The sequence below is a fragment of the Paenibacillus xylanivorans genome (assembly GCF_001280595.1).
Lineage (GTDB): Bacteria > Bacillota > Bacilli > Paenibacillales > Paenibacillaceae > Paenibacillus > Paenibacillus xylanivorans.
The window spans coordinates 363433-381734 of record NZ_LITU01000059.1 but is presented as its reverse complement, the minus strand read 5'-3'; the positions used below and the strand labels follow the sequence as shown (position 1 = coordinate 381734).

The 18302-nt window shown below is 44.2% G+C and carries 17 protein-coding genes; 14 read left to right on the top strand and 3 right to left on the bottom strand.

The genetic code is table 11. From position 1 onward, the window contains the following. Nucleotides 1-631: 631 nt before the first annotated feature. From AMS66_RS14685 to AMS66_RS14640, 10 genes are all read left to right on the top strand, one after another. On the top strand, nt 632-1258 hold the full coding sequence (locus AMS66_RS14685; protein WP_053781488.1) for a hypothetical protein: 627 nt from the start codon (nt 632-634) through the stop codon (nt 1256-1258). A gap of 119 nt (nt 1259-1377) precedes the next feature. Continuing rightward, the gene (locus AMS66_RS14680) at nt 1378-1998 is read left to right on the top strand and encodes a hypothetical protein (protein ID WP_053781487.1); all 621 of its coding nucleotides are present in this window, start codon (nt 1378-1380) and stop codon (nt 1996-1998) included. Between the two features lie 41 nt (nt 1999-2039). Next, the gene (locus AMS66_RS14675) at nt 2040-2495 is read left to right on the top strand and encodes a DinB family protein (RefSeq protein ID WP_053781486.1); all 456 of its coding nucleotides are present in this window, start codon (nt 2040-2042) and stop codon (nt 2493-2495) included. A gap of 93 nt (nt 2496-2588) precedes the next feature. Continuing rightward, on the top strand, nt 2589-3278 hold the full coding sequence (locus AMS66_RS14670; protein ID WP_053781485.1) for a CPBP family intramembrane glutamic endopeptidase: 690 nt from the start codon (nt 2589-2591) through the stop codon (nt 3276-3278). Between the two features lie 172 nt (nt 3279-3450). Beyond that, complete coding sequence (locus tag AMS66_RS14665; protein ID WP_053781484.1) at nt 3451-3894, top strand: GNAT family N-acetyltransferase; 444 nt, start codon at nt 3451-3453, stop codon at nt 3892-3894. 105 nt (nt 3895-3999) lie between these two features. Then, a complete protein-coding gene (gene rarD, locus AMS66_RS14660; protein ID WP_053781634.1) occupies nt 4000-4878 on the top strand; it encodes an EamA family transporter RarD in 879 nt (292 codons plus the stop codon). A 371-nt stretch (nt 4879-5249) separates the two neighbouring features. After that, complete coding sequence (locus AMS66_RS14655) at nt 5250-5552, top strand: AbrB/MazE/SpoVT family DNA-binding domain-containing protein (protein ID WP_053781483.1); 303 nt, start codon at nt 5250-5252, stop codon at nt 5550-5552. Beyond that, on the top strand, nt 5549-5884 hold the full coding sequence (locus AMS66_RS14650) for a type II toxin-antitoxin system PemK/MazF family toxin (protein WP_053781482.1): 336 nt from the start codon (nt 5549-5551) through the stop codon (nt 5882-5884). Before AMS66_RS14655 ends, AMS66_RS14650 begins: the two co-directional genes overlap by 4 nt. Before the next feature lie 298 nt (nt 5885-6182). After that, nucleotides 6183-9335 carry a GNAT family N-acetyltransferase gene (locus tag AMS66_RS14645; protein ID WP_053781481.1) on the top strand — a complete coding sequence of 1051 codons (3153 nt, stop codon included), beginning with the start codon at nt 6183-6185 and terminating at the stop codon, nt 9333-9335. 1 nt (nt 9336) lies between these two features. Beyond that, nucleotides 9337-10215 (top strand): amidohydrolase family protein, encoded by an 879-nt coding sequence (locus AMS66_RS14640; protein WP_053781480.1) that lies wholly within the window; start codon nt 9337-9339, stop codon nt 10213-10215. Between the two features lie 561 nt (nt 10216-10776). Here AMS66_RS14640 and AMS66_RS33755 read toward each other — a convergent pair. Together AMS66_RS33755 and AMS66_RS14630 are read right to left on the bottom strand one after the other, a co-directional pair. Beyond that, nucleotides 10777-11853 (bottom strand): hypothetical protein, encoded by a 1077-nt coding sequence (locus AMS66_RS33755; RefSeq protein WP_053781479.1) that lies wholly within the window; start codon nt 11851-11853, stop codon nt 10777-10779. Nucleotides 11854-12098: 245 nt separating this feature from the next. After that, nucleotides 12099-12725: a hypothetical protein gene (locus AMS66_RS14630; protein WP_053781478.1), complete on the bottom strand. Its 627-nt coding sequence runs from the start codon at nt 12723-12725 to the stop codon at nt 12099-12101. 256 nt (nt 12726-12981) lie between these two features. On the opposite strand from AMS66_RS14630, the gene AMS66_RS14625 reads away from it, so the two are divergent. Continuing rightward, nucleotides 12982-15039, top strand: coding sequence for a methyl-accepting chemotaxis protein (locus AMS66_RS14625; protein WP_144424496.1), 2058 nt, complete (start codon nt 12982-12984; stop codon nt 15037-15039). A gap of 167 nt (nt 15040-15206) precedes the next feature. Here AMS66_RS14625 and AMS66_RS14620 read toward each other — a convergent pair whose 3' ends face one another. Continuing rightward, a complete protein-coding gene (locus tag AMS66_RS14620; protein ID WP_053781476.1) occupies nt 15207-15569 on the bottom strand; it encodes an iron-sulfur cluster biosynthesis family protein in 363 nt (120 codons plus the stop codon). Nucleotides 15570-15666: 97 nt separating this feature from the next. Here AMS66_RS14620 and AMS66_RS34365 point away from each other — a divergent pair, with 97 nt between their 5' ends. From AMS66_RS34365 to AMS66_RS14610, 3 genes are all read left to right on the top strand, one after another. Beyond that, the gene (locus AMS66_RS34365; protein WP_269084546.1) at nt 15667-15792 is read left to right on the top strand and encodes a hypothetical protein; all 126 of its coding nucleotides are present in this window, start codon (nt 15667-15669) and stop codon (nt 15790-15792) included. 37 nt (nt 15793-15829) lie between these two features. Beyond that, complete coding sequence (locus AMS66_RS14615; RefSeq protein WP_024628667.1) at nt 15830-16858, top strand: LacI family DNA-binding transcriptional regulator; 1029 nt, start codon at nt 15830-15832, stop codon at nt 16856-16858. Between the two features lie 182 nt (nt 16859-17040). Next, nucleotides 17041-18300: an ABC transporter substrate-binding protein gene (locus AMS66_RS14610; protein WP_053781475.1), complete on the top strand. Its 1260-nt coding sequence runs from the start codon at nt 17041-17043 to the stop codon at nt 18298-18300. The last annotated feature ends 2 nt before the right edge of the window (nt 18301-18302 follow it).

Genomic DNA, 18302 nt, shown 5'->3' with positions numbered 1-18302 from the left:
TAAACTAACGGGAAACGATAGTTCAATAATATGAAGAAAGCAGCAGATCAATGTAATCGGCTGCTTTTGTTTAAATAATAGGCAGGATAGTCAAATATCCAGAAAAAAGAAGCCTTTGTACCGAACATCAAAATTTTTGGCAATTTTTTTGGGAAGCCATATTGCTTTTCCGCAGCGTCTACAAAGTCAAAAATCGATAAAAGATATAAGAGAAAACGAATGTCATGTCAATACAAACGATACAAGAGATAACTTTCGATCACTATTCCACGCTCGAAATCCGTTAGCCACATATAAAACAATCACTGAAAAGAGAATTATTAAAACGTTTCTCCAAAACAGCAAATTTAAAAGTACAGTTAAGGCAGTCAAACACCATATAACTGTAAACCATAGAGGATACTTCGATAAATATTTTTTAAGCATGTGCCCTCCTGAAACTCCGTAATGAATTATTAACCTATCGTATTCGTCACGGTTTGATTAATACCTTTATAGTCGATCATTGTGAACGGCTGTTTTGTTAAGTTAATAGGCAAGTTAGGTTAGTTATAGGATATACAATACCGATGTTTAATGCTAGATTATAATTTAAGCAATCATAAGAAAAAGGGAGATAAAGAACCGAGTCATGATGAAAAAAGTGTTACAAATAACTATACTATCAACTTTAGTGTTAACCCTTGTTGCTTGTTCTGTTACAAAAGATGGTGAACAATTATCAAGCGAACAAGGTCAAGGTCAAGCATATGAAAATGCAACCGCTACTGATTATGCGAGGTTTTTCAAAGGTAGAGGACAGACTGTTGTCTTTGCTAATGGAACCTCCCTGCACTATGAAATTACAGAAAACCATACAGACTCTATGGTTAGCGAAAACGATGGCGATTGGGTAGTCAAAGAGTCCTCGGAACAGCTCATTGTAAGTGTCAACAGCGAAGAAATCAATATTACGGATGCTCTTAAGGAAAAAGGCTATTTTTACTATAGCTATCGGGATGATGTTAACATTCTGCATCGACTATATATCGTTAGAAATGCAGGCGGTACCAAGGATTACGCAGAACGCTGGTACTCCCAAGCTGAATTGCTACCTGAGCTTGGCATGAGTGGAGGTTCAAGAGGACTCAGCGGACCTTTGGGAACGGCAATTATGTCTGCCGAAGTTGAAGTGAAATATGATAATGTTGATCTTGATTTTGCGCTACAAAAGCATTTAAAACAATATTGGAACGAATATGGGCAAGACTCATTGTAATCCATAAGCTAACGGGTAGATAGCTTTAATAAAACCAAGAAAGCAGCTGACCAACGTGATCGGCTGCTTTTTGTTCAACTAACGGACAGAATACCACGAAGCTTAGGAGGAGTAGGAAGATGATTCGGGGAGTAATTATTGAAGGGATGTCTACTGTAGGAAAAACATCATTATTTTCTGCTATAAAGAGATTACATAGTCAAACACCGAATAGTGAAAAAACTATAGTTGAAGTAAGTGAACACTATTCACAAGTATTGCATTCATACCAAGGTGTTTTAAGATCCATGGATAAGGAAGAACATATTTCACTTCTAAGTCGACATGTTGATTATCTAGAACAACAATACGATTGGATTAACTCTCTTGGTCATTCCAAACCATCAAAAGGTATATTCTTTCTTTTAGAGAGGTTTCATATAAATCATAGAGCCGCATTTAAAGCCTCTCCTGAGATTGAGTTGCTTGAGAAACGTCTATCCAGGATGAATGCACATTGTGTACTCTTAACCTTGACCAAGGATGCTGTTGAGCCTAGGTTTATTGAAAGTCGCGGTGAAGCTTGGAAGTCATATGTGATGGGAAAGTCTACTGCTGCCCAAGTATGTGAAACGTTTGTAGATAATCAAGAAAACCTTCGAATGGCTACGAAACAATCGTTGATTCCAACTTTAGAGATTAACACAGATGAAGCGGATTGGGATGCTTATGTGAAACGAGTCCTTACGGATTTACGTTAAAAGGTGGTGTTCAACGATGAGACGAAGAGGGGGAAATCGAAATGAAGACAATCAAGTGTATGATGGACCACCTGTACTGGGCGGACGGACGTATCTTGGACGCGCTCGAGGAGAGTATGACGAAGAACAAGGACCTTCTGAAACTCGTTCGGCACGTCGCGGTCGCGGAACGAGTATGGTTGTCCCGATTGCAGGGCAAGGGCAGCGCGCAATATTCGTTGTGGGAGGAAGCAGAAGACCTGAAGGTGATCCGGACGATGTTCGAAGAAAATGCAGAGCAATATCGCGTCTATATCGAAGGGCTTGAGGAATCTGAGTTGGACGAAATGATCGACTATGCGAATCAAATCGGGGTTCCGTTCCGAACATCCGTCCGGGACATCCTGTTGCAGGTCCTCTTACATGGGCAATATCACCGGGGACAGATCAATCGGGCACTTCGGATCGAATCGACAGAGCCTGTCCAAGTAGATTACATCACGTTCGCGAGGCTCTAACGGGCAGGTTAGTTTAATAGAAAGGAAGTATTTTGATAGTCAATAAAATTGATCGTTGAGTTGTATTGTATAATAAATGAAGGGGGGATAAAGATGCTTTTTTTAACCTCACTTTTACTAATAATTGCTGTAGGTTATCCAATCTGGGATTATTTTTATATGAAAAAGGTTGAACAAAATCTTGTGAATAAGCAGAAATTGTTCATTGGAATTATGATTACTCAATGGTTACTGGTCATAATTGTATTTGTCTTTTGGGTAATTACACAACGTTCCCTAAACGACTTATTTTTTCTTGATAAACCTTTATTTCCTTTTCAACTAGAATTTTTATTGGCTGCTGGATTAGGAATAGGTATTTGTATTGGAATGTTTACTTTGATTCTTGTCTATTCAAAAAAATTAAGAAAAATATTATCTGATGCTCTATCTGATGAAAGCATTCAATTTTTGTTACCCTCAACAATTAAAGAACGTTTACTTTTTCTCTTAGTAGCTATTACTGCAGGAGTCTGCGAAGAAATCATTTTCCGAGGAGTGGTAGTATATTATTTAGATCATCTTCCATTTGAACTGTCTGTCATCACGATTGGTATTGTTTCTAGTTTGCTATTTGGAATTGTTCATTTATATCAAGGTTGGAAAGGGGTATTACTTACTACCTACTTAGGTGCTATTTTGTTTCTTCTTTTCGTGGGAACAGGCGTCTTATGGATTCCAATCGTCTTACACATTATTATAGATGCAAAATTTGTATTTTTGCCAAATAAAAAGATGCCGTAAAATTAATTAATTAAGTGTGTATTTGATTGAACTAACGGGGAACTATAGTGAATTATACACATTAATGAGCAGGTACTTCGGTATCCTGCTCTTTTTATTACGCTAACGGGCAGGATTGCTTCATCAATTATCGAATGCTTTAATGAACATTTTCTATTAAGGGAGGTTAGGCATGGAAATTAAGATAAGAGAAATTCTAGCGAATGACTATACTGAGGTTGTTTTTTTATGGAACTATGTGCTTGGAATTGGCAATGTTAATGATGAAAACTTTCGAGTTACTACAGAAAAAATGAATGAGGACGGGAATTACAAAACATTTGTTGCATTATTTGAAAATGATGTGGTTGGTTTTGTAACTATAGTTCAGGCATTATCCGTAGGGGTTACGATTGGTTATTTACATATACAAGCTCTTGCCGTTAAAAAGGAATTTCAGCATCGTGGGATAGGTACAAAACTATTAAGACACACTGAAAATTATGCTAAAGAACTCGGAATATCTAGTATTATTTTATGCAGCGGATTCAAGCGAACCGACGCTCATGCTTTTTATGAGCATAATGGCTATGACAAAGACTCATACTGCTTTGATAAGGCAATTAAGCTTGACTAATAAGTAATAATTAAATCAAACTAATCAATTATTTCCTTTACTTGAGAGGGGTTTGAGACGTATAATCCGTTCAGACATCAGAGCAAGAAGAGGGGATAAATGATTATGAATAACGGGTTGGTCAACGCTATTATCGCGTATATCATGTGGGGGGTTCTCCCGCTTTATTGGAAGTTGTTTAGCGAAGTTCCGGCAGGCGAGATTCTGTCGCATCGGGTTGTTTGGTCATTCGTTTTCATGGGTATTCTGGTCGCCGCCCAGCGCCGCTGGGGTGATATAAAGCGGATAGCAACTAACCGCTCGCTCCTGCTGTCGCTCACCGCGAGCGGACTGCTGATTGCTGCCAATTGGCTCATCTTCATCTGGGCAGTTAACAACGGCCATGTCGTAGAGACAAGCCTTGGCTATTATTTGAATCCATTGCTGAACGTGCTGTTAGCGGTCGCCTTCCTTCGTGAGAAACCAAACCGCGGCCAATGGCTTGCAATTGCCATCGCTGGCGTAGCTGTACTCATCATTGCGATTGACTATGGGCGGTTTCCTTGGGTCGCGATCTCGCTGGCAGCTTCATTTGGCTTGTATGGCCTGGCGAAGAAGAAGATTAAGCAGGACGCTTCGATAGGCTTATTTTCGGAGACGGCTGTAGTCCTGCCTGTCGCGCTCGGCTACTGGATCTATTTGGCCGTTGCGGGGAAAACGACGGCATGGACGCTGCCTGCACCGACGTTCATCGAATTGCTTCTTTCCGGCGTAGTCACGGCGCTGCCGCTGCTCTTTTTTGCGCGAGCAGCTGCCCGGATGTCGCTGTCAACCCTCGGCTTCGTTCAATACATCGGGCCGACGATCATGCTGTTACTGAGCATATTCGTATTCAAGGAATCGGTCTCGCCGGTTCTGCTCGTTGGCTTTGCGCTCATCTGGACAGCGCTTGTCGTATACGCTACAGCATCGATTCGCGGCACGAAACTCGCGAAGGCGATCTGATGGCACAGGACCCTGGTATCATCAAAATGGCTCTTTCCGTCCGATAAGGCGGAAAGAGCCATTTTTTGTTTGTGGTGTTATCAGGCGTACCTGAGCGCACTACGTTGGAACGATAGCTCCATAAAACAGAGGCAGTCTGGACTTTATTTTTTCGTCTAATGCTTACAGCTGTTTTTTATTGTTGGGGATGATTTAGGAACCCTCGTTTAGACCAAACGAGGGCTTTTTATGCTCATTTTGCTTTATATCAATGGTATATCTATTCGTAATCATAGGCTTTACAATCATTATTTTACGGTAGAATACAATGTATCCTTTTATTGTTTTATGTATATCATATGGATATACAACTGTAGAGAGGTGAGGTATAATTGGAGCATCAATCAAACGAAAGGCGTGGGATTGCCATGACTACAGCCACACTTAGTAAATGGGGAAATAGCAGTGCAATTCGCATTCCTAACCAATTGCTTAAGCGTCTTAATTTGGAAGAAGGCTCGGAAATTGAGATTTTGGTGACAGAAGATAATGAATTGTTGTTGCGTCCAAAAACCAAGCCTGTAGAGTCCAATGAGGAACTACGTGACCATCTAAAGACTTTGCTCTCTAAAGTGAAACAGGATACAAGACATGAAGAAATAGACTTTGGCACTGAAGGGAACGAATTACTTTGATTATTCCCAAGCGAGGCGATCTGATATGGCTTGACTTTGATCCTCAAGCGGGTCACGAGCAAGCCGGGAGACGACCGGCTATTGTTCTATCGGAACATGAATTCAATGAAGTAACGGGTTTTGCCGTTGTATGTCCCATAACGAGCCATGCCAAGGATTATCCTTTTGAAGTTATACTACCAGAAGACCTGCCATTTTCAGGTGTTGTTTTGACGGATCAGTTGAAGAGTCTTGATGTGCGGCAACGACGTATTCAAATTGCGGGGCATGCCGAACCAACCTCTGAATTTATGAAATCAGTTCTACGCAATGTCCGTTCTATTTTGGCATAATTGAAGATTATTAGCTGTTCATTTACCTAAATCCACGTCTAACTTAGAGACGTGGATTTTTTCTTCATACCTAAATAGATTCGTCCATCCTTGGCGCTTCTAACCAGAGCATCCGAAAGGCACTTATAAGTTGAAAAGAAAGATTTTTAATCCTCTGAAATTGTTTCCAATTATAGTATGATAAGACTATCGTTAGCTTCTTCAAACATGGCCAGTATTATCTCTGCGGCTAACGGGCAAAGGCCATATCGAATGACCACGAAGACCATCCTATAGATAAAGATAAGGAGATCCAAATATGACAGTAACTTCGATCATGGAACAAATCCGAATTATTGAATACGATCCCTCCTATGCTGCCGCAGTCGCTGATATGTGGAACCGCAGTAACGAAAGTTGGGGAGGTGGCACCAACCAGAGAACAGAAGATACTGTTCGCCGGGAGATGGAGACTTCGTCCAATCTTTATGTATTTCTTGCCGTTCATGAGACAGAGGTTGTTGGCTTCTGCAGCTTTGCCCACTACCGTTATGACGAGAATGCCCTGTATGTACCGCTATTGAATGTGCGTCCCGATTATCACGGCTATAAGGTAGGCCGTAATCTGATCCTGAACGCCGTTCGCAAGACTGTGGAAGCGGGATGGCCTCGCCTGGATCTGTTCACGTGGGCCGGTAACACCAAGGCTGTCCCGATGTATAAGAAATGCGGATTCTTCTGGGAGAAAAAAGATGATAATGTGCATCTGATGAACTTCATCCCGACCATCTTGCAGACGGAAGCACTTGCTCCTTATTTTGAGGAGCTGGATTGGTACGCAGACAGCACGCGTGAACTCGTCATTGAGCCGGATGGCCGACGGGAGCGTGGTTTCGATTTCTTTGATTATTCCTGGAAAAAGGGAGATATCTCCTTGCGAGCCGAATTCGAGAAGTCTGGTCGCGGGCTGACAGCTCTCGAAACACCAGATTACGAAATTACCACAGAGATCGACGATCATGATCTCGTATTTGGTTCCGCATACAAGGTTCGCTACCGGATCACGAACCGCTCAGCATCCGAGCTGAAGTTCGAGATCAAGGGTCAGAACAACAAAAATATTCGTTTTGCGTTGGACGTTGCAAGAACGGTTGCTTCGGGAGAAACGGTAATTGTGGAGGGCGAGTTCCACCTTGATCCGGTTCAAGAGGAGCAAAGTCAGAATAAGACCCATCCCGTTGTCACAAGCACATGGCTGATCGGTGGCAAAAAGGCCGAGTTTCGTATGGGCGTTGCACCGAAATTCCCGGCCAAGATCAACACGGCGTTGCCCGTAAAAGAGCTCTATACAGGCATCCCGGCCGATTTGTACCTGAACGTGGAGAATAATTTTGATTCCGAAGCGGAGTTCACTTTTGACCTGCCGGAGGATGCATTTCTAGAATGGACAGAACCTTCGGTGCGCTTCACAGTTCCTGCAAAAGGCAAAGCATCTGTACCGGTAACCTTCATTTTGCGTTCGTATGGTCTCTATTCGAGAGAAGTTGAGGTAACGGCCGTTCCGACGGATAGACAGGCGGTCTCTTTCACAACCAAGCTGTCTGTTCTGATGAAAGGTACACAAGGACGTTACGGTGGGGAAAACGGAGATCAGTGGGTGGCCGTGAACGGTGCATTCTCCCTCCATATGAGTAAGCAAGATAACAACATGTGGATTGAATACCCTGGCTCCGTCCACACGTTCTGGTGGACCTATCCGAAGCTGGGTAAGCCATTTGCAGAAGAGTTTTCCAAGAAACAAGCCAAGGAAGTGAACATCTATCCGGAGGGAGAAAAACAGGTTCTCGAAGCACTGTATGAATCGGAAGACTTCCCTGGTATAGAGATCAAGTCCGTGGTCAAGCTGTCTGCCAACGGAATTGCGGAGTTTTACCACGAAATTGGGAATACGCGCAGCGCTGAGCTGGAAGAGAATATGTTCTTGATGACGAACTTTGGTTTTTTCGGCAACCGGCTTATTCTCCCGTACCAAGGCCGTTATGTAGATATGGGCGATGCGTACTCTGGCGATCCGAGCCACTGGGACAGCGCCCAAATTACAGAGAACTGGCTGTTCTGCAAGGAAGAGTACGGTGCTTGCGGTATCTATTGGGACCCTTCCTTGAAGCTGCTTCGTCCGGAACACACACTAGGGTTACAGCATGAGCTTGGCCGGATTCCAGCAGGAGCCGTTGTGCAAACGAAGGCGACCGTATTTGCTCTGAACACCTTTGCCAAATGGCAGGATTTCCGATCTTTCGCCCAAAAACGGCGGAGCCCGGTTCTACCGAAGCTGGACAACCATCTTGAGCTGGCATTGGGTGGTGGCAATCCGTTCGCCCAGGATGTACTGACAGCGGAACTGATCGAACGGAAGATGGTCCCGCTCGCTGGAAACCTGGAACTGTACGTGCAGAATGGTGGCACACCAGAGCATTTAGCTGCTGATATGGAATTAAATCGAGAGCAGGATCTGCGCTCCACTAAATTGGAATTCTCCCCTGAGGGAAAGGATGCGACCGAAGAACGCGATCTTGGCTGGAAGGTTCGGGCCGTATATCGAGGCGAGGATCGGATTCATGAACGGACCGCCCTCTGGTATCCGCAGACAGGAACAGCCGTTGATTGCGTGATTGAAGAAGGTCCAGCAGGTCCTGTGTACACGGTGAGCAACGGAGTTCTTTCGATGGCAGCTGCCCCTGGTTTCGGAAGTGTCGTGCATTCCCTGAAGTACCAGGGTGAAGAATGGCTGGACAGCACGTATCCGGAAGCAGCCCCGCGTTCCTGGTGGAATCCATGGTACGGCGGACTTGGTGTGGGTATCCCTGGTATGAACGGTTTCAGCCGACAGTTGGAACAAAGAAGCGCGGCTTGGACGGAGCGTAAAGATGACTACGGTAACGTCTGGAAAGGAATTCAGATCACGACCCGCATCGAGAAGCATGAAGCGAATCGGGGAATCACGGTACAGCAGCATTATCTCATGCTGCCCGGCGTTCCTGTTCTCTGTGAGATGCATTCAGTTACAAACGATAGCGGCTTGACGCTGGATTACTCGCTAGCGGAGGAACATTTCTTCAAACCTTCGCCTGTCTTTGCTGATGGTTGGCTGGAACACCCCGAGCAAGGGCGGTACCCTCTCGGAAAGCTAGACGGATATCTTCAGTCCAAGGGTTTCTTGCGAATGGGTGCAGTTTCGCGTAAAGACATGCTGCATGCAGTGAATCGTTACCCTAATCAGAATGCTGCGGGGTTTGTGAACAATGTGGTGCTTGGTCACAGTGTGTATCACAATCTGCCACTGCTGAACGGAGAAACGGTCTGGACAGAGCCGACCTATCTGATCTTGGGGCAAATTCCTCTGAATCCAGAGGATGTACGTGGCCTTCTGCAGCTAAACTTTGCAACTTCAAAAGGTGAAAAGGAGGCTTAACATGCCGATTATTGATATTCATATTCATCTGTCGGACATCGACAGCTTTCATCGAACGGCAATAGATTTATCGAAAGTGGATTACTCTGCCGCTGGCCTCAAGGCGGAGTTTGATAAGAACGACGTTATTCTTGGTATCGGAATGGGGGTTACGGAGCAGACGAAGGGAGCATTTCCAGATTCCAGCTCTCCCAACCCGATGGGACTTGATTTGGAAGAAACGGTTCCGTCATTCCTCATGGAATGCGTCGGCATCAATCCAAACCACCTTGGTGGTGAACACGCTCAGGACGAGCTGGACCGGATTGAAGCACGATTACAAGCTCCTGAGGTAGCCGGAATCAAACTATATGCGGGGTACTATCATCACTACGTGTATGACAAGATCTACACACCGGTCTATGAACTGGCAGCCAAGTATAACGTGCCTGTGGTCATTCATACGGGCGATACGTACTCCATGAATGGATTGCTCAAGTATGCACATCCGCTGACCGTGGACGAATTAGCCTTTCAACAGCGCGGCGTGAATTTTATGATCTGTCATTTGGGTGATCCTTGGGTGATGGATGCCGCTGAAGTTGTGGCGAAGAACCCTAACGTTTACGCAGATCTGTCCGGCCTCGTTGTCGGTGATCGGCCCCATTTTGAACGATTTATGAACGAGCCCTTATTCATGGATCATTTCCGTCGGGCGCTGGTGTATTCGGATCATTACGAGAAAATGCTGTTCGGAACCGACTGGCCGCTAGCGCCGATTGATCTGTATGCAGAATTCGTCCGTCGACTTGTGCCGGAGCAGCATCATGAGAAGGTATTCTACGAGAATGCTTTTGATTTATTTCCGCGCATTAAACAGCGAATTGCAGATTTGGGTTAAGCACCAGCTCATAATTATCTGTGGAAAATGTATGCCATGTAGGTCGTGGAAGCATATCATGTTCATGCTGAATCCCTATCATGTAAGCTCCTGTCACTTCTGGTGGCAGGAGCTTTTTTGTCCGGGAAAACAGTGAATTCATCTTATGCTTAACCTGGAATGAGGAGGGGCTCAGGAGAACAAAGGTTGAGTTACCATCTTCATATATTTTTTTAAGTCAGCTTTTCCATGCGAGTGTTTCTCCCATACCCCAAGGCTCCAACTCATATAACGGATGCCAAGATAACGGGACGCCAGGGAGAAGTATTTTTCGAATTGCTCTTGTGGAATATCGTATCCGTGGGAACTTAGGGCCTCCCGATAGATGTCTACTTGTTTTAAGTGGCTACAGCGTAAAGGAATATCAAAGAACAGGGAGCCATACCTTGCTTCCTCCTAATCGATATAGATATGATCAATTTTACAGCGCGGCGTGTTTTGACCCAAACTAAAAAACGCCACAATCGGGGAAGTGACGTTTGGATATATGGATTACTGGCTTATATAGTGTTTAAGGAGAAATTAATTTATTTTTATGGGATTCGTTAGAAGCATAAAATTATTAATGAAGCCCTCTTTTTGAAGAAATATGGCTTCCACTTGTTGCGTTTTCAAATCATAGAAATAAATTCCTCGTTCCTGATTCACGTTTGCTTTTGTATTTTCTCCGAGGAAATAGAAACCCTGCCCGTCTTTGGACAAAAACAATCCACTCCTCGCTTTAATGGGAAGATCAATTTCGTTTCTTTCTCCTGTTTTAATATTAACCATACTATATTTAATTGGATTCTTGTTGATATGTTTTGCAGTGGCAATAAGAATTTGGTCTCCCCTTGTTGATAAAGTTAAAATTTGTTCCTCCTCTAGTTCAATAACCTTGCGTGTCTGTTTAGAGATTGGATCTATCTCAATGATCGTATGGTTTGGAGGAACCATCGGTGTTTGCGTTTTATTGGACTCCTCCATATGATTATATTGCTCCTCTTCAGAATATTGGATGGCATAGGATTTTCTTGTTTCTGGATCATAAGAAATATCCCATGTTGTTGTATCCGAATCATTTTCATTCAATATGGTCATGTCTTGAGTTTCTTTATCATAGAACATAACTTTGACAGGCCGTTCTCCCTTCTTAACAGCAGCCATAACCAATGTATGATCAACGGTATCCGGAATAATCGAATTGATTGCAAATAATTCGGAACTTAATTGCTGGATTTTCTCTGTTTTTAAATTATATGAAAACAACTCGTCACCCTTTTCTTTTCCAGCTCCTGAATAGAAGATGGTGTCTTCTGCTAAGGAAGCCACTGTTAAGGGGTATTGAGAGTTATAGGGCAAATCAGCCATTTTAGTTAGAGTCTTATTTTGTATGTCATATGTGTATACCCTCATGACCATTCCATCGTTGGTATCTGTTCCATTAACATACTCCGTGTTTGTAATTGAAAGATATTCATGGGTTTGTGTATCATTCGTTTGTGTTTTGTGGGAGTCCACTGTTTCAATTGCTTTTTCTTCTGAACTACATCCCCCAATGAAGAGAAGTAGGGTAATTATGACTGAAATAAATTTTGTGATTGAAAAATTTTTTTTCATGATTCATCATCCTTTTCATTAAGAAGATACGATAAGGAGGCGAATATATCGCCCCCTTTATAAAAATCTTATAAATTAGAATTCATAGAAGTATCTTCCTTTAAACGATAGGGAGGAGGACCATTTTAGGTCAAAAAGTTCTACTCCAGTTTTCCAAATATCTAATGTCGCGTCTGGAAGTGCTCCATTATCTCTCTTAGTTACATTCGCAAATACATTATTATCCAAATTCCGCGCATCCAAAGTTAAGTTTGCTCATATTTAGGATTATCTATGTCTCCTCTTGTTGCTGCGTCACCTTTTTTCAGAGTGTTACTGTTTTCCCCAGTTGTATCAGTAAAATTAGTGAATCGTCCCTCACCAAGAACAGTGCTCTTTGTAATTGTAATTTTATTATTGTTATTTCCATAAGTATAGGTTCCAGCTGCTTTTCTAGTGCCTCTTGGTAGGGCTTTATAAGCAGCTAATGCGAAGTCGTTCCCTTGAGGGAAGACAAACTCCTTTATGTAACCCTCGCCATCGTATATAACTTTCAAACCTGGCTGTGGAAGAGGGTTCTCAACTTTATATACAGGCAAATTTTTCGCTTCTTCTTTAATTTTTTCAATGAATTCTTCTTCAATTCTTAACTTATCAAGATCTACTTTTTGTGTGACACTCTTTGTTGTTTGACCTTGATAGACGGAAGGGATATTTACTGGTTCACCCTTTTCCAAAATAACCATCTGATTGGATCCGTCATACTCTAATATTGTTCCCGCCTGCATTCTGGTAGGAATTATACTAACCGACTCTTCTGAATAAGCGAAAGAAGCGACACTACCAACAAATAAGGATGCTGTAACTAATAAAGCTGAAACCACTTTTTTCATTTTTATATCTCCCTCTCAAATTTAATATATTTGAAAGCTGGCCAGCTATTTAAAACTCTCAATTATGGTAAAATAAGTATTTATATAGAGTAGCATAATCTAATTTACAAATTAAGTCAATCAATAAAATATAACACTTAAAAAAATTTTTTTCTGCAAACGTTTTTCTTGCTGAAAGATTAGATACTATCTACCGATATAAAGTTATCCCATACAAAATTGGACACTAACATCGCAGAAACGGAAGGTGGATTTATTGTTAATCGCGAAGGCGAGAGAACGCATGATCAACATGTCGTTCAGAGTCAAATTACCGCTGATGATCAGTTTGCTGGTAACAATCGTATTGGTGGTAACAGCGGTATTATCTTACACTGTAGCAGCAGTCATTACCCTCGACAAAAGCAAGGATGAGATTAAAGCAACCTCTGACCGGATTGGTGCGGGCTTGTTTACCTCACTAACGTTGGAAGAACAGTCTACGTTCCTGATTACAACACATGGCACATTTCAGGAATTGCTAGAGATTCGAAATAGCGAAGGACAGAATGATGATGTCTTTTTCTCGGAAAATAGTGAACTCGTGGATAAGTCCAATGGGATATTGGCAGACAGCCTCGCAGGGATGGAAGGCAACAGCAATATCATATTGCTGGACCGGAAAGGCATCGTCGTTGCAGCGAACGATCCTGAAGCCCTCGGAGGAGAACGTGCAGATCGCGCGTATTTTCAACAGGCGGTTCAAGGCCAGAATGTAATTAGTGAAGGGGTTATCTCCAAATCACTGGGTACGTTGGGTACAGCTTTTGCGATGCCGATCTACGATGAGAACAAGCAAGTGGAAGGCGTACTCGTATCTACCGCATCAACCTCGTTCTTCGTTGACCAGCTTCAGAATATCAACATTAATGAAGAGGGAAAAGTCATTATTTTGGATCGTGTAGGGACCGTGATGTTCAATTCGGCGGATGAGAAGATGGCGGGGCAGAAGCTTGAGTCTGGTGAATATCAGTCACTGATTAACCTGCCTTCTAACGAGCAGTTGCAACAAGGTGATGTTAGCACAAAGGACAAAGTAGTCTTTTATTCCAAAATTCCAAGATCGGATTGGACTATCATTGTTGAAGACAAATTAAGTGATGTGCAGAAGCCGTTACGGGCAATGGCGAAACAAATGTATATTGTCCTGTTCAGCGCGATTGCGGTATCTATCATCGCAGGAATACTGATTTCATTACTGGTTACCAAACCAATTACGAGACTGACTGTATTATTCAGACAACTTGCAGACGGGGATCTGACGGTGCAGGCCAAGGGCAAATACAGCGGGGAATTCAAACAACTGGTGGACAGCTTTAACACGATGGCGGCGGGCAACCAACAGCTAATTTCCAGCATGAACCATTCCATCAGCGTACTGAAAACAAGTACAACCGAACTGGATCACTCCACCCAGCAGACCTCGACCTCCATTGCCGAAACAACGACAACGGCGTTTGAAATTTCACGAGCCATGGAGTCCCAGGCAAATGATACGGAAGCCATCGTGGATAAATTCATGAACGTGGGCAATAAAATTGCGAACGTCAATGAGATGTCACAGTCGGTGAAGCTCAAGGCAGATGAGATCACAGATGCATTCAAGAGCAACCATGAGGTCATTGATGCACTGATTGCGGTGAACGGACAGAACGAGGCCGAAGTGAACAATATTTCCAAGATTACAGTTCAGCTCGCTGAAAGTTCTTCCGGCATTCACCAAATTACGGGTACGATAACCGAGATTGCGAATCAGACGAAACTGCTTGCACTCAATGCCTCCATTGAAGCCGCTAGGGCGGGCGAGCATGGACGTGGCTTTGCCGTAGTTGCATCGGAGATCCGCAAACTGGCGGAGCAGACCACAGCCCAATCGGAGGATATCAGCCGGATTGTGATGCAGACGATTGATCATGTCGAGCAGAATAACCGGAGTGTACACGCCATTGAGGCGATTGCTGAACAGCATAAGAGCAGTGTAGGCCAGACCAAGGAAACGTTCAATTTTGTCACCCAAAATATGAATGAGATGATGGATCAGGTCCAGGCCATTGCCTCCGAGATTGAATCCATTGAACGCGATAAAGATGACGTCATTGGAGCTGCGCAGAACTTGTCTGCTTCGGGTGAAGAAGTGTCCGCATCCGTGGAGGAAGTGACCGCGACGATGGAGGAACAGTCAGGCATGACCGAGCATCTGTCAGAGATGGTACAGACCATCGATGGATTGACCAAACAGCTTGCTGAAGCATCCTCCCGGTTCAAAACAAAGTAAACAAGTTCATGATGTCATTGGACACGATCCGGATATGCAGCAATTGATCATAGAGAGTACTTTCCAGTCGTACAACTGGTGCAGGCCATACAAAAACAAACAAACCTCCCAGCCCGTTAAGTTTCAGGGGTAGGGAGGTTTTTTCATAGTTTCACATTTTCCAACTTTTATCGTACGAACCAACTGAGCGGCTGCGGCGAAGTGTCTGCGATATCCCGAAGATCATGGGCCTTGACATGATTGCCGTATATCATGGAATCACTGCTCAATCGGTAGGAAGGGAAACTGTTCTCTGATTGCAGGCGAAGGTAAGGCTCGAAATAGATCTGTTGCTGTTTGTTGATCAGAAAAGGAAGCGAATCAGATTCAATCCGAATGTCATCACTGTCGGGCTCGTTAACAATCAGAAGCACAGCAGTACCATCACATCCGCATCCATCGGTGTCATAAAACAGCTTGAAATAGCCCGGCCGATCTCCCAGCATCGCGTTAAGTCTTGATTCTGCCAGCGGACTGACCTGAATGTTCATAACGTCGTTCACACTCCTCTAATCACCTTATGAATTCGCTTACAATCTAATATATGGAACAATGGTGTAAAATAGAAGGTAAATGAGGCCGATTCCGATGAAAATTACAACTTTAATGCATCATCCGATGGAACGGTTCAATCACTTGAAACCATCGGAGAGGAAAGCTGCGGTGGAGCCTCGCAATGAAACCCATTTCATCGCTATTCCTTATCTGGTATGATAAGCAGGAAAAATAGAGAAAAAGGAAGGTTCCACATATGACACCGATTACCATATATGACATCGCCAAAGAAGCGAACGTATCCGTATCCACGGTCTCCCGTGTGCTGAATGATACGGCACCTGTGCGTGCAAGCACAAGAGAGAAGATCATGTCCATCATTGAAAAACACCAGTTCCAACCCAACGCGCAGGCGCGCAGTCTGATCAAGAAAGAAACGGGAACGATTGCGATCATCCTGCCAGACATTACGAATCCGTTCTTTCCGGAAGTGTTCTGGGGGGCGGAGAACGAGGCACGTGGATTAGGGTATACGTTCTTCCTGTGCAATACGGCCGGGGATTACAGCCGAGAGTCCGAATATTTGTCCATTTTGCGCGAGAAGCGGGTAGATGGCATTATTTTTCTCGGTGGACGAATCAACATGCAGGTCTGTCCGGATGACATGGCTCAGGAATTGATTGATATGGGCAAACGCATGCCGATCGTGCTGGTCAATGGCAATATTGCCAAAGGCGGATTCCATCGGGTGTACACGGATGAAGGGGCAGGGGCAGTTTTGGCTGCGGAACATTTGCTCGAACTGGGACATCGGGATTTTGCTTTTGTGGGCGGTTTGAAGGAGTTGTCTACCACGATGGTTAAGGTCAAAGCCATTCAGAAAAAACTGCGTGAGCATGGACTCGAAATTCCTAAAGAACGCCAACTGCTCGGAAGCTTCTCCATTGAAGACGGCAAACGGGAGATGTCCAAGCTGCTGGATCGCGGGAATCCTCCGACTGCGGTGATCTGTGTGAACGACTACACGGCAATTGGTGCGATTAAGGCTACTATTGAGCATGGCTTATCGATTCCGAAGGATATTTCCATTGTCGGTTTTGATGATACGCCGCTCGCCAGTGCCGTTATACCGGAACTGACGACCGTATCCCAGAATACCTATCAGCTGGGCAAGCTGGCCGTGGATAAGCTGCATGAGCTGATTAATCAGGGCAATCCGAAGAAACAGACTGTTCTGCAACCAGAGCTTGTTGTACGCCAGAGTAGTGGACCCGCACCACGATAAATGGGGAATGTTTGGAAAAGAAAGCGTTGACATTCCTTCGGAGGGTGAAATATAATGAGGTCGTAAATGAAACCCCTTTCATAAACTGGAACGGGTTTTAATTTTAAACTTTATGAAACCCATTTCATGAAACGGGTTTCAGTTGTCTGATCTTCCATTCATATTTCGAGGGGGCGTACGGTATGAGAAAAAGTTTAAAGGTCATTTCGTTATTGATGCTGGTCATGGTCATGGGTTTGACAGCCTGTAGCAAGGGGGATAGCGGTGCAGCTGGCGGCAAGGTCGATCTTAGCATGACGATCTGGGGCTCGGAGGACGAGAAGAAGATTTATCAGGAGAGACTCGACATTGTGAAGCAGACCTATCCCGATATTAATGTGAAACTGAACGTCGTTGCCGGGGACTATGACCAAAAGGTTCAGACAATGATCGCCGGAGGAACTGCACCGGACATCATGATGATTGCCGAGAACTATCAGGCGTACGCCTCCAAAAACCAAATTGTTCCGCTGGATGATATGATCCAGGCCAACAATGTTAACATGTCAGAGCGTTATTCGGACGACATTGCAAACCTGATGAAATTTGATGGTAAACAGTTCGGAATACCTGACCGCGCAGGGGCGATGGTGCTCTTTTATAACAAGGATCTGTTCGACAAGGCTGCGGTGGAATATCCGACCAAGGAATGGACGCAGGAGGATCTGCTCGCCGCTGCTCAGAAGCTGACCGTGAAGGAGAATGGTAAAACGGTTCAATGGGGGTACTACCCGGGCAGCTGGTGGCCGCAATGGATGCAGCTGATTTATCAAAACGGTGGTTCCCTGTTCGATGAAAGCGGCAAACCTACCTTTAATACCGAACCTGTACGCAAAGCGTTGCAATTCATGAATGACCTGACCTTCACACATGGCGTGGGGCCGACACCAACGGAAATTGCCGACATGGGAAATATCGGTGCTGACCCATTGTTCGCCCAAGGCAAGATTGCCATGGAAACGACGGGATTCTGGAATATCGGTTCACTTGCCAAGGTGGAAGGCATCAATTGGGACATTTCTCCAATATGGGGTGAGACCAACGCGTTCTTCAATGGCTTCACGATTACAAACGAGTCCAAGCATAAGGAAGAGGCATTCAAAATCATTGAAGCGCTGACTACACCAGAAGCACAGATGCCGATGGTCAAAGCCGGTCAGGATGCCCCGGCAACGAAGGCAGGTCTGTCCAGTGATGAGTTCCTGAATGCTGAATATGGCGGCAAGAAAATCAATATGGCCGCTTTCAGCGAATCCACCATCTACGGAGAACCATTCAATCCGCAATGGAATGAAATGATGAAGCTCATTAACGACAAGCTGGGTGTCTACTTCAACGATAAAGCTTCACTGGACGATACGGTAACTGAAGTTCAGAGCGGACTGGAAAGAATCTACAAATAGCA

Excerpts from the sequence above, each read along its gene's own strand:
- AMS66_RS14665 (WP_053781484.1), top strand. The coding sequence starts at position 3,451 with ATGGAAATTAAGATAAGAGAAATTCTAGCGAATGACTATACTGAGGTT.
- AMS66_RS14630 (WP_053781478.1), bottom strand. The coding sequence starts at position 12,725 with ATGAAAAAAGTGGTTTCAGCTTTATTAGTTACAGCATCCTTATTTGTT.
- AMS66_RS14615 (WP_024628667.1), top strand. The coding sequence starts at position 15,830 with ATGACACCGATTACCATATATGACATCGCCAAAGAAGCGAACGTATCC.
- AMS66_RS14620 (WP_053781476.1), bottom strand. The coding sequence starts at position 15,569 with ATGAACATTCAGGTCAGTCCGCTGGCAGAATCAAGACTTAACGCGATG.
- AMS66_RS14670 (WP_053781485.1), top strand. The coding sequence starts at position 2,589 with ATGCTTTTTTTAACCTCACTTTTACTAATAATTGCTGTAGGTTATCCA.
- AMS66_RS33755 (WP_053781479.1), bottom strand. The coding sequence starts at position 11,853 with ATGAAAAAAAATTTTTCAATCACAAAATTTATTTCAGTCATAATTACC.
- AMS66_RS14645 (WP_053781481.1), top strand. The coding sequence starts at position 6,183 with ATGACAGTAACTTCGATCATGGAACAAATCCGAATTATTGAATACGAT.
- AMS66_RS14640 (WP_053781480.1), top strand. The coding sequence starts at position 9,337 with ATGCCGATTATTGATATTCATATTCATCTGTCGGACATCGACAGCTTT.
- AMS66_RS14610 (WP_053781475.1), top strand. The coding sequence starts at position 17,041 with ATGAGAAAAAGTTTAAAGGTCATTTCGTTATTGATGCTGGTCATGGTC.
- AMS66_RS34365 (WP_269084546.1), top strand. The coding sequence starts at position 15,667 with ATGAAAATTACAACTTTAATGCATCATCCGATGGAACGGTTCAATCAC.
- AMS66_RS14685 (WP_053781488.1), top strand. The coding sequence starts at position 632 with ATGATGAAAAAAGTGTTACAAATAACTATACTATCAACTTTAGTGTTA.
- AMS66_RS14680 (WP_053781487.1), top strand. The coding sequence starts at position 1,378 with ATGATTCGGGGAGTAATTATTGAAGGGATGTCTACTGTAGGAAAAACA.
- AMS66_RS14675 (WP_053781486.1), top strand. The coding sequence starts at position 2,040 with ATGAAGACAATCAAGTGTATGATGGACCACCTGTACTGGGCGGACGGA.
- rarD (WP_053781634.1), top strand. The coding sequence starts at position 4,000 with ATGAATAACGGGTTGGTCAACGCTATTATCGCGTATATCATGTGGGGG.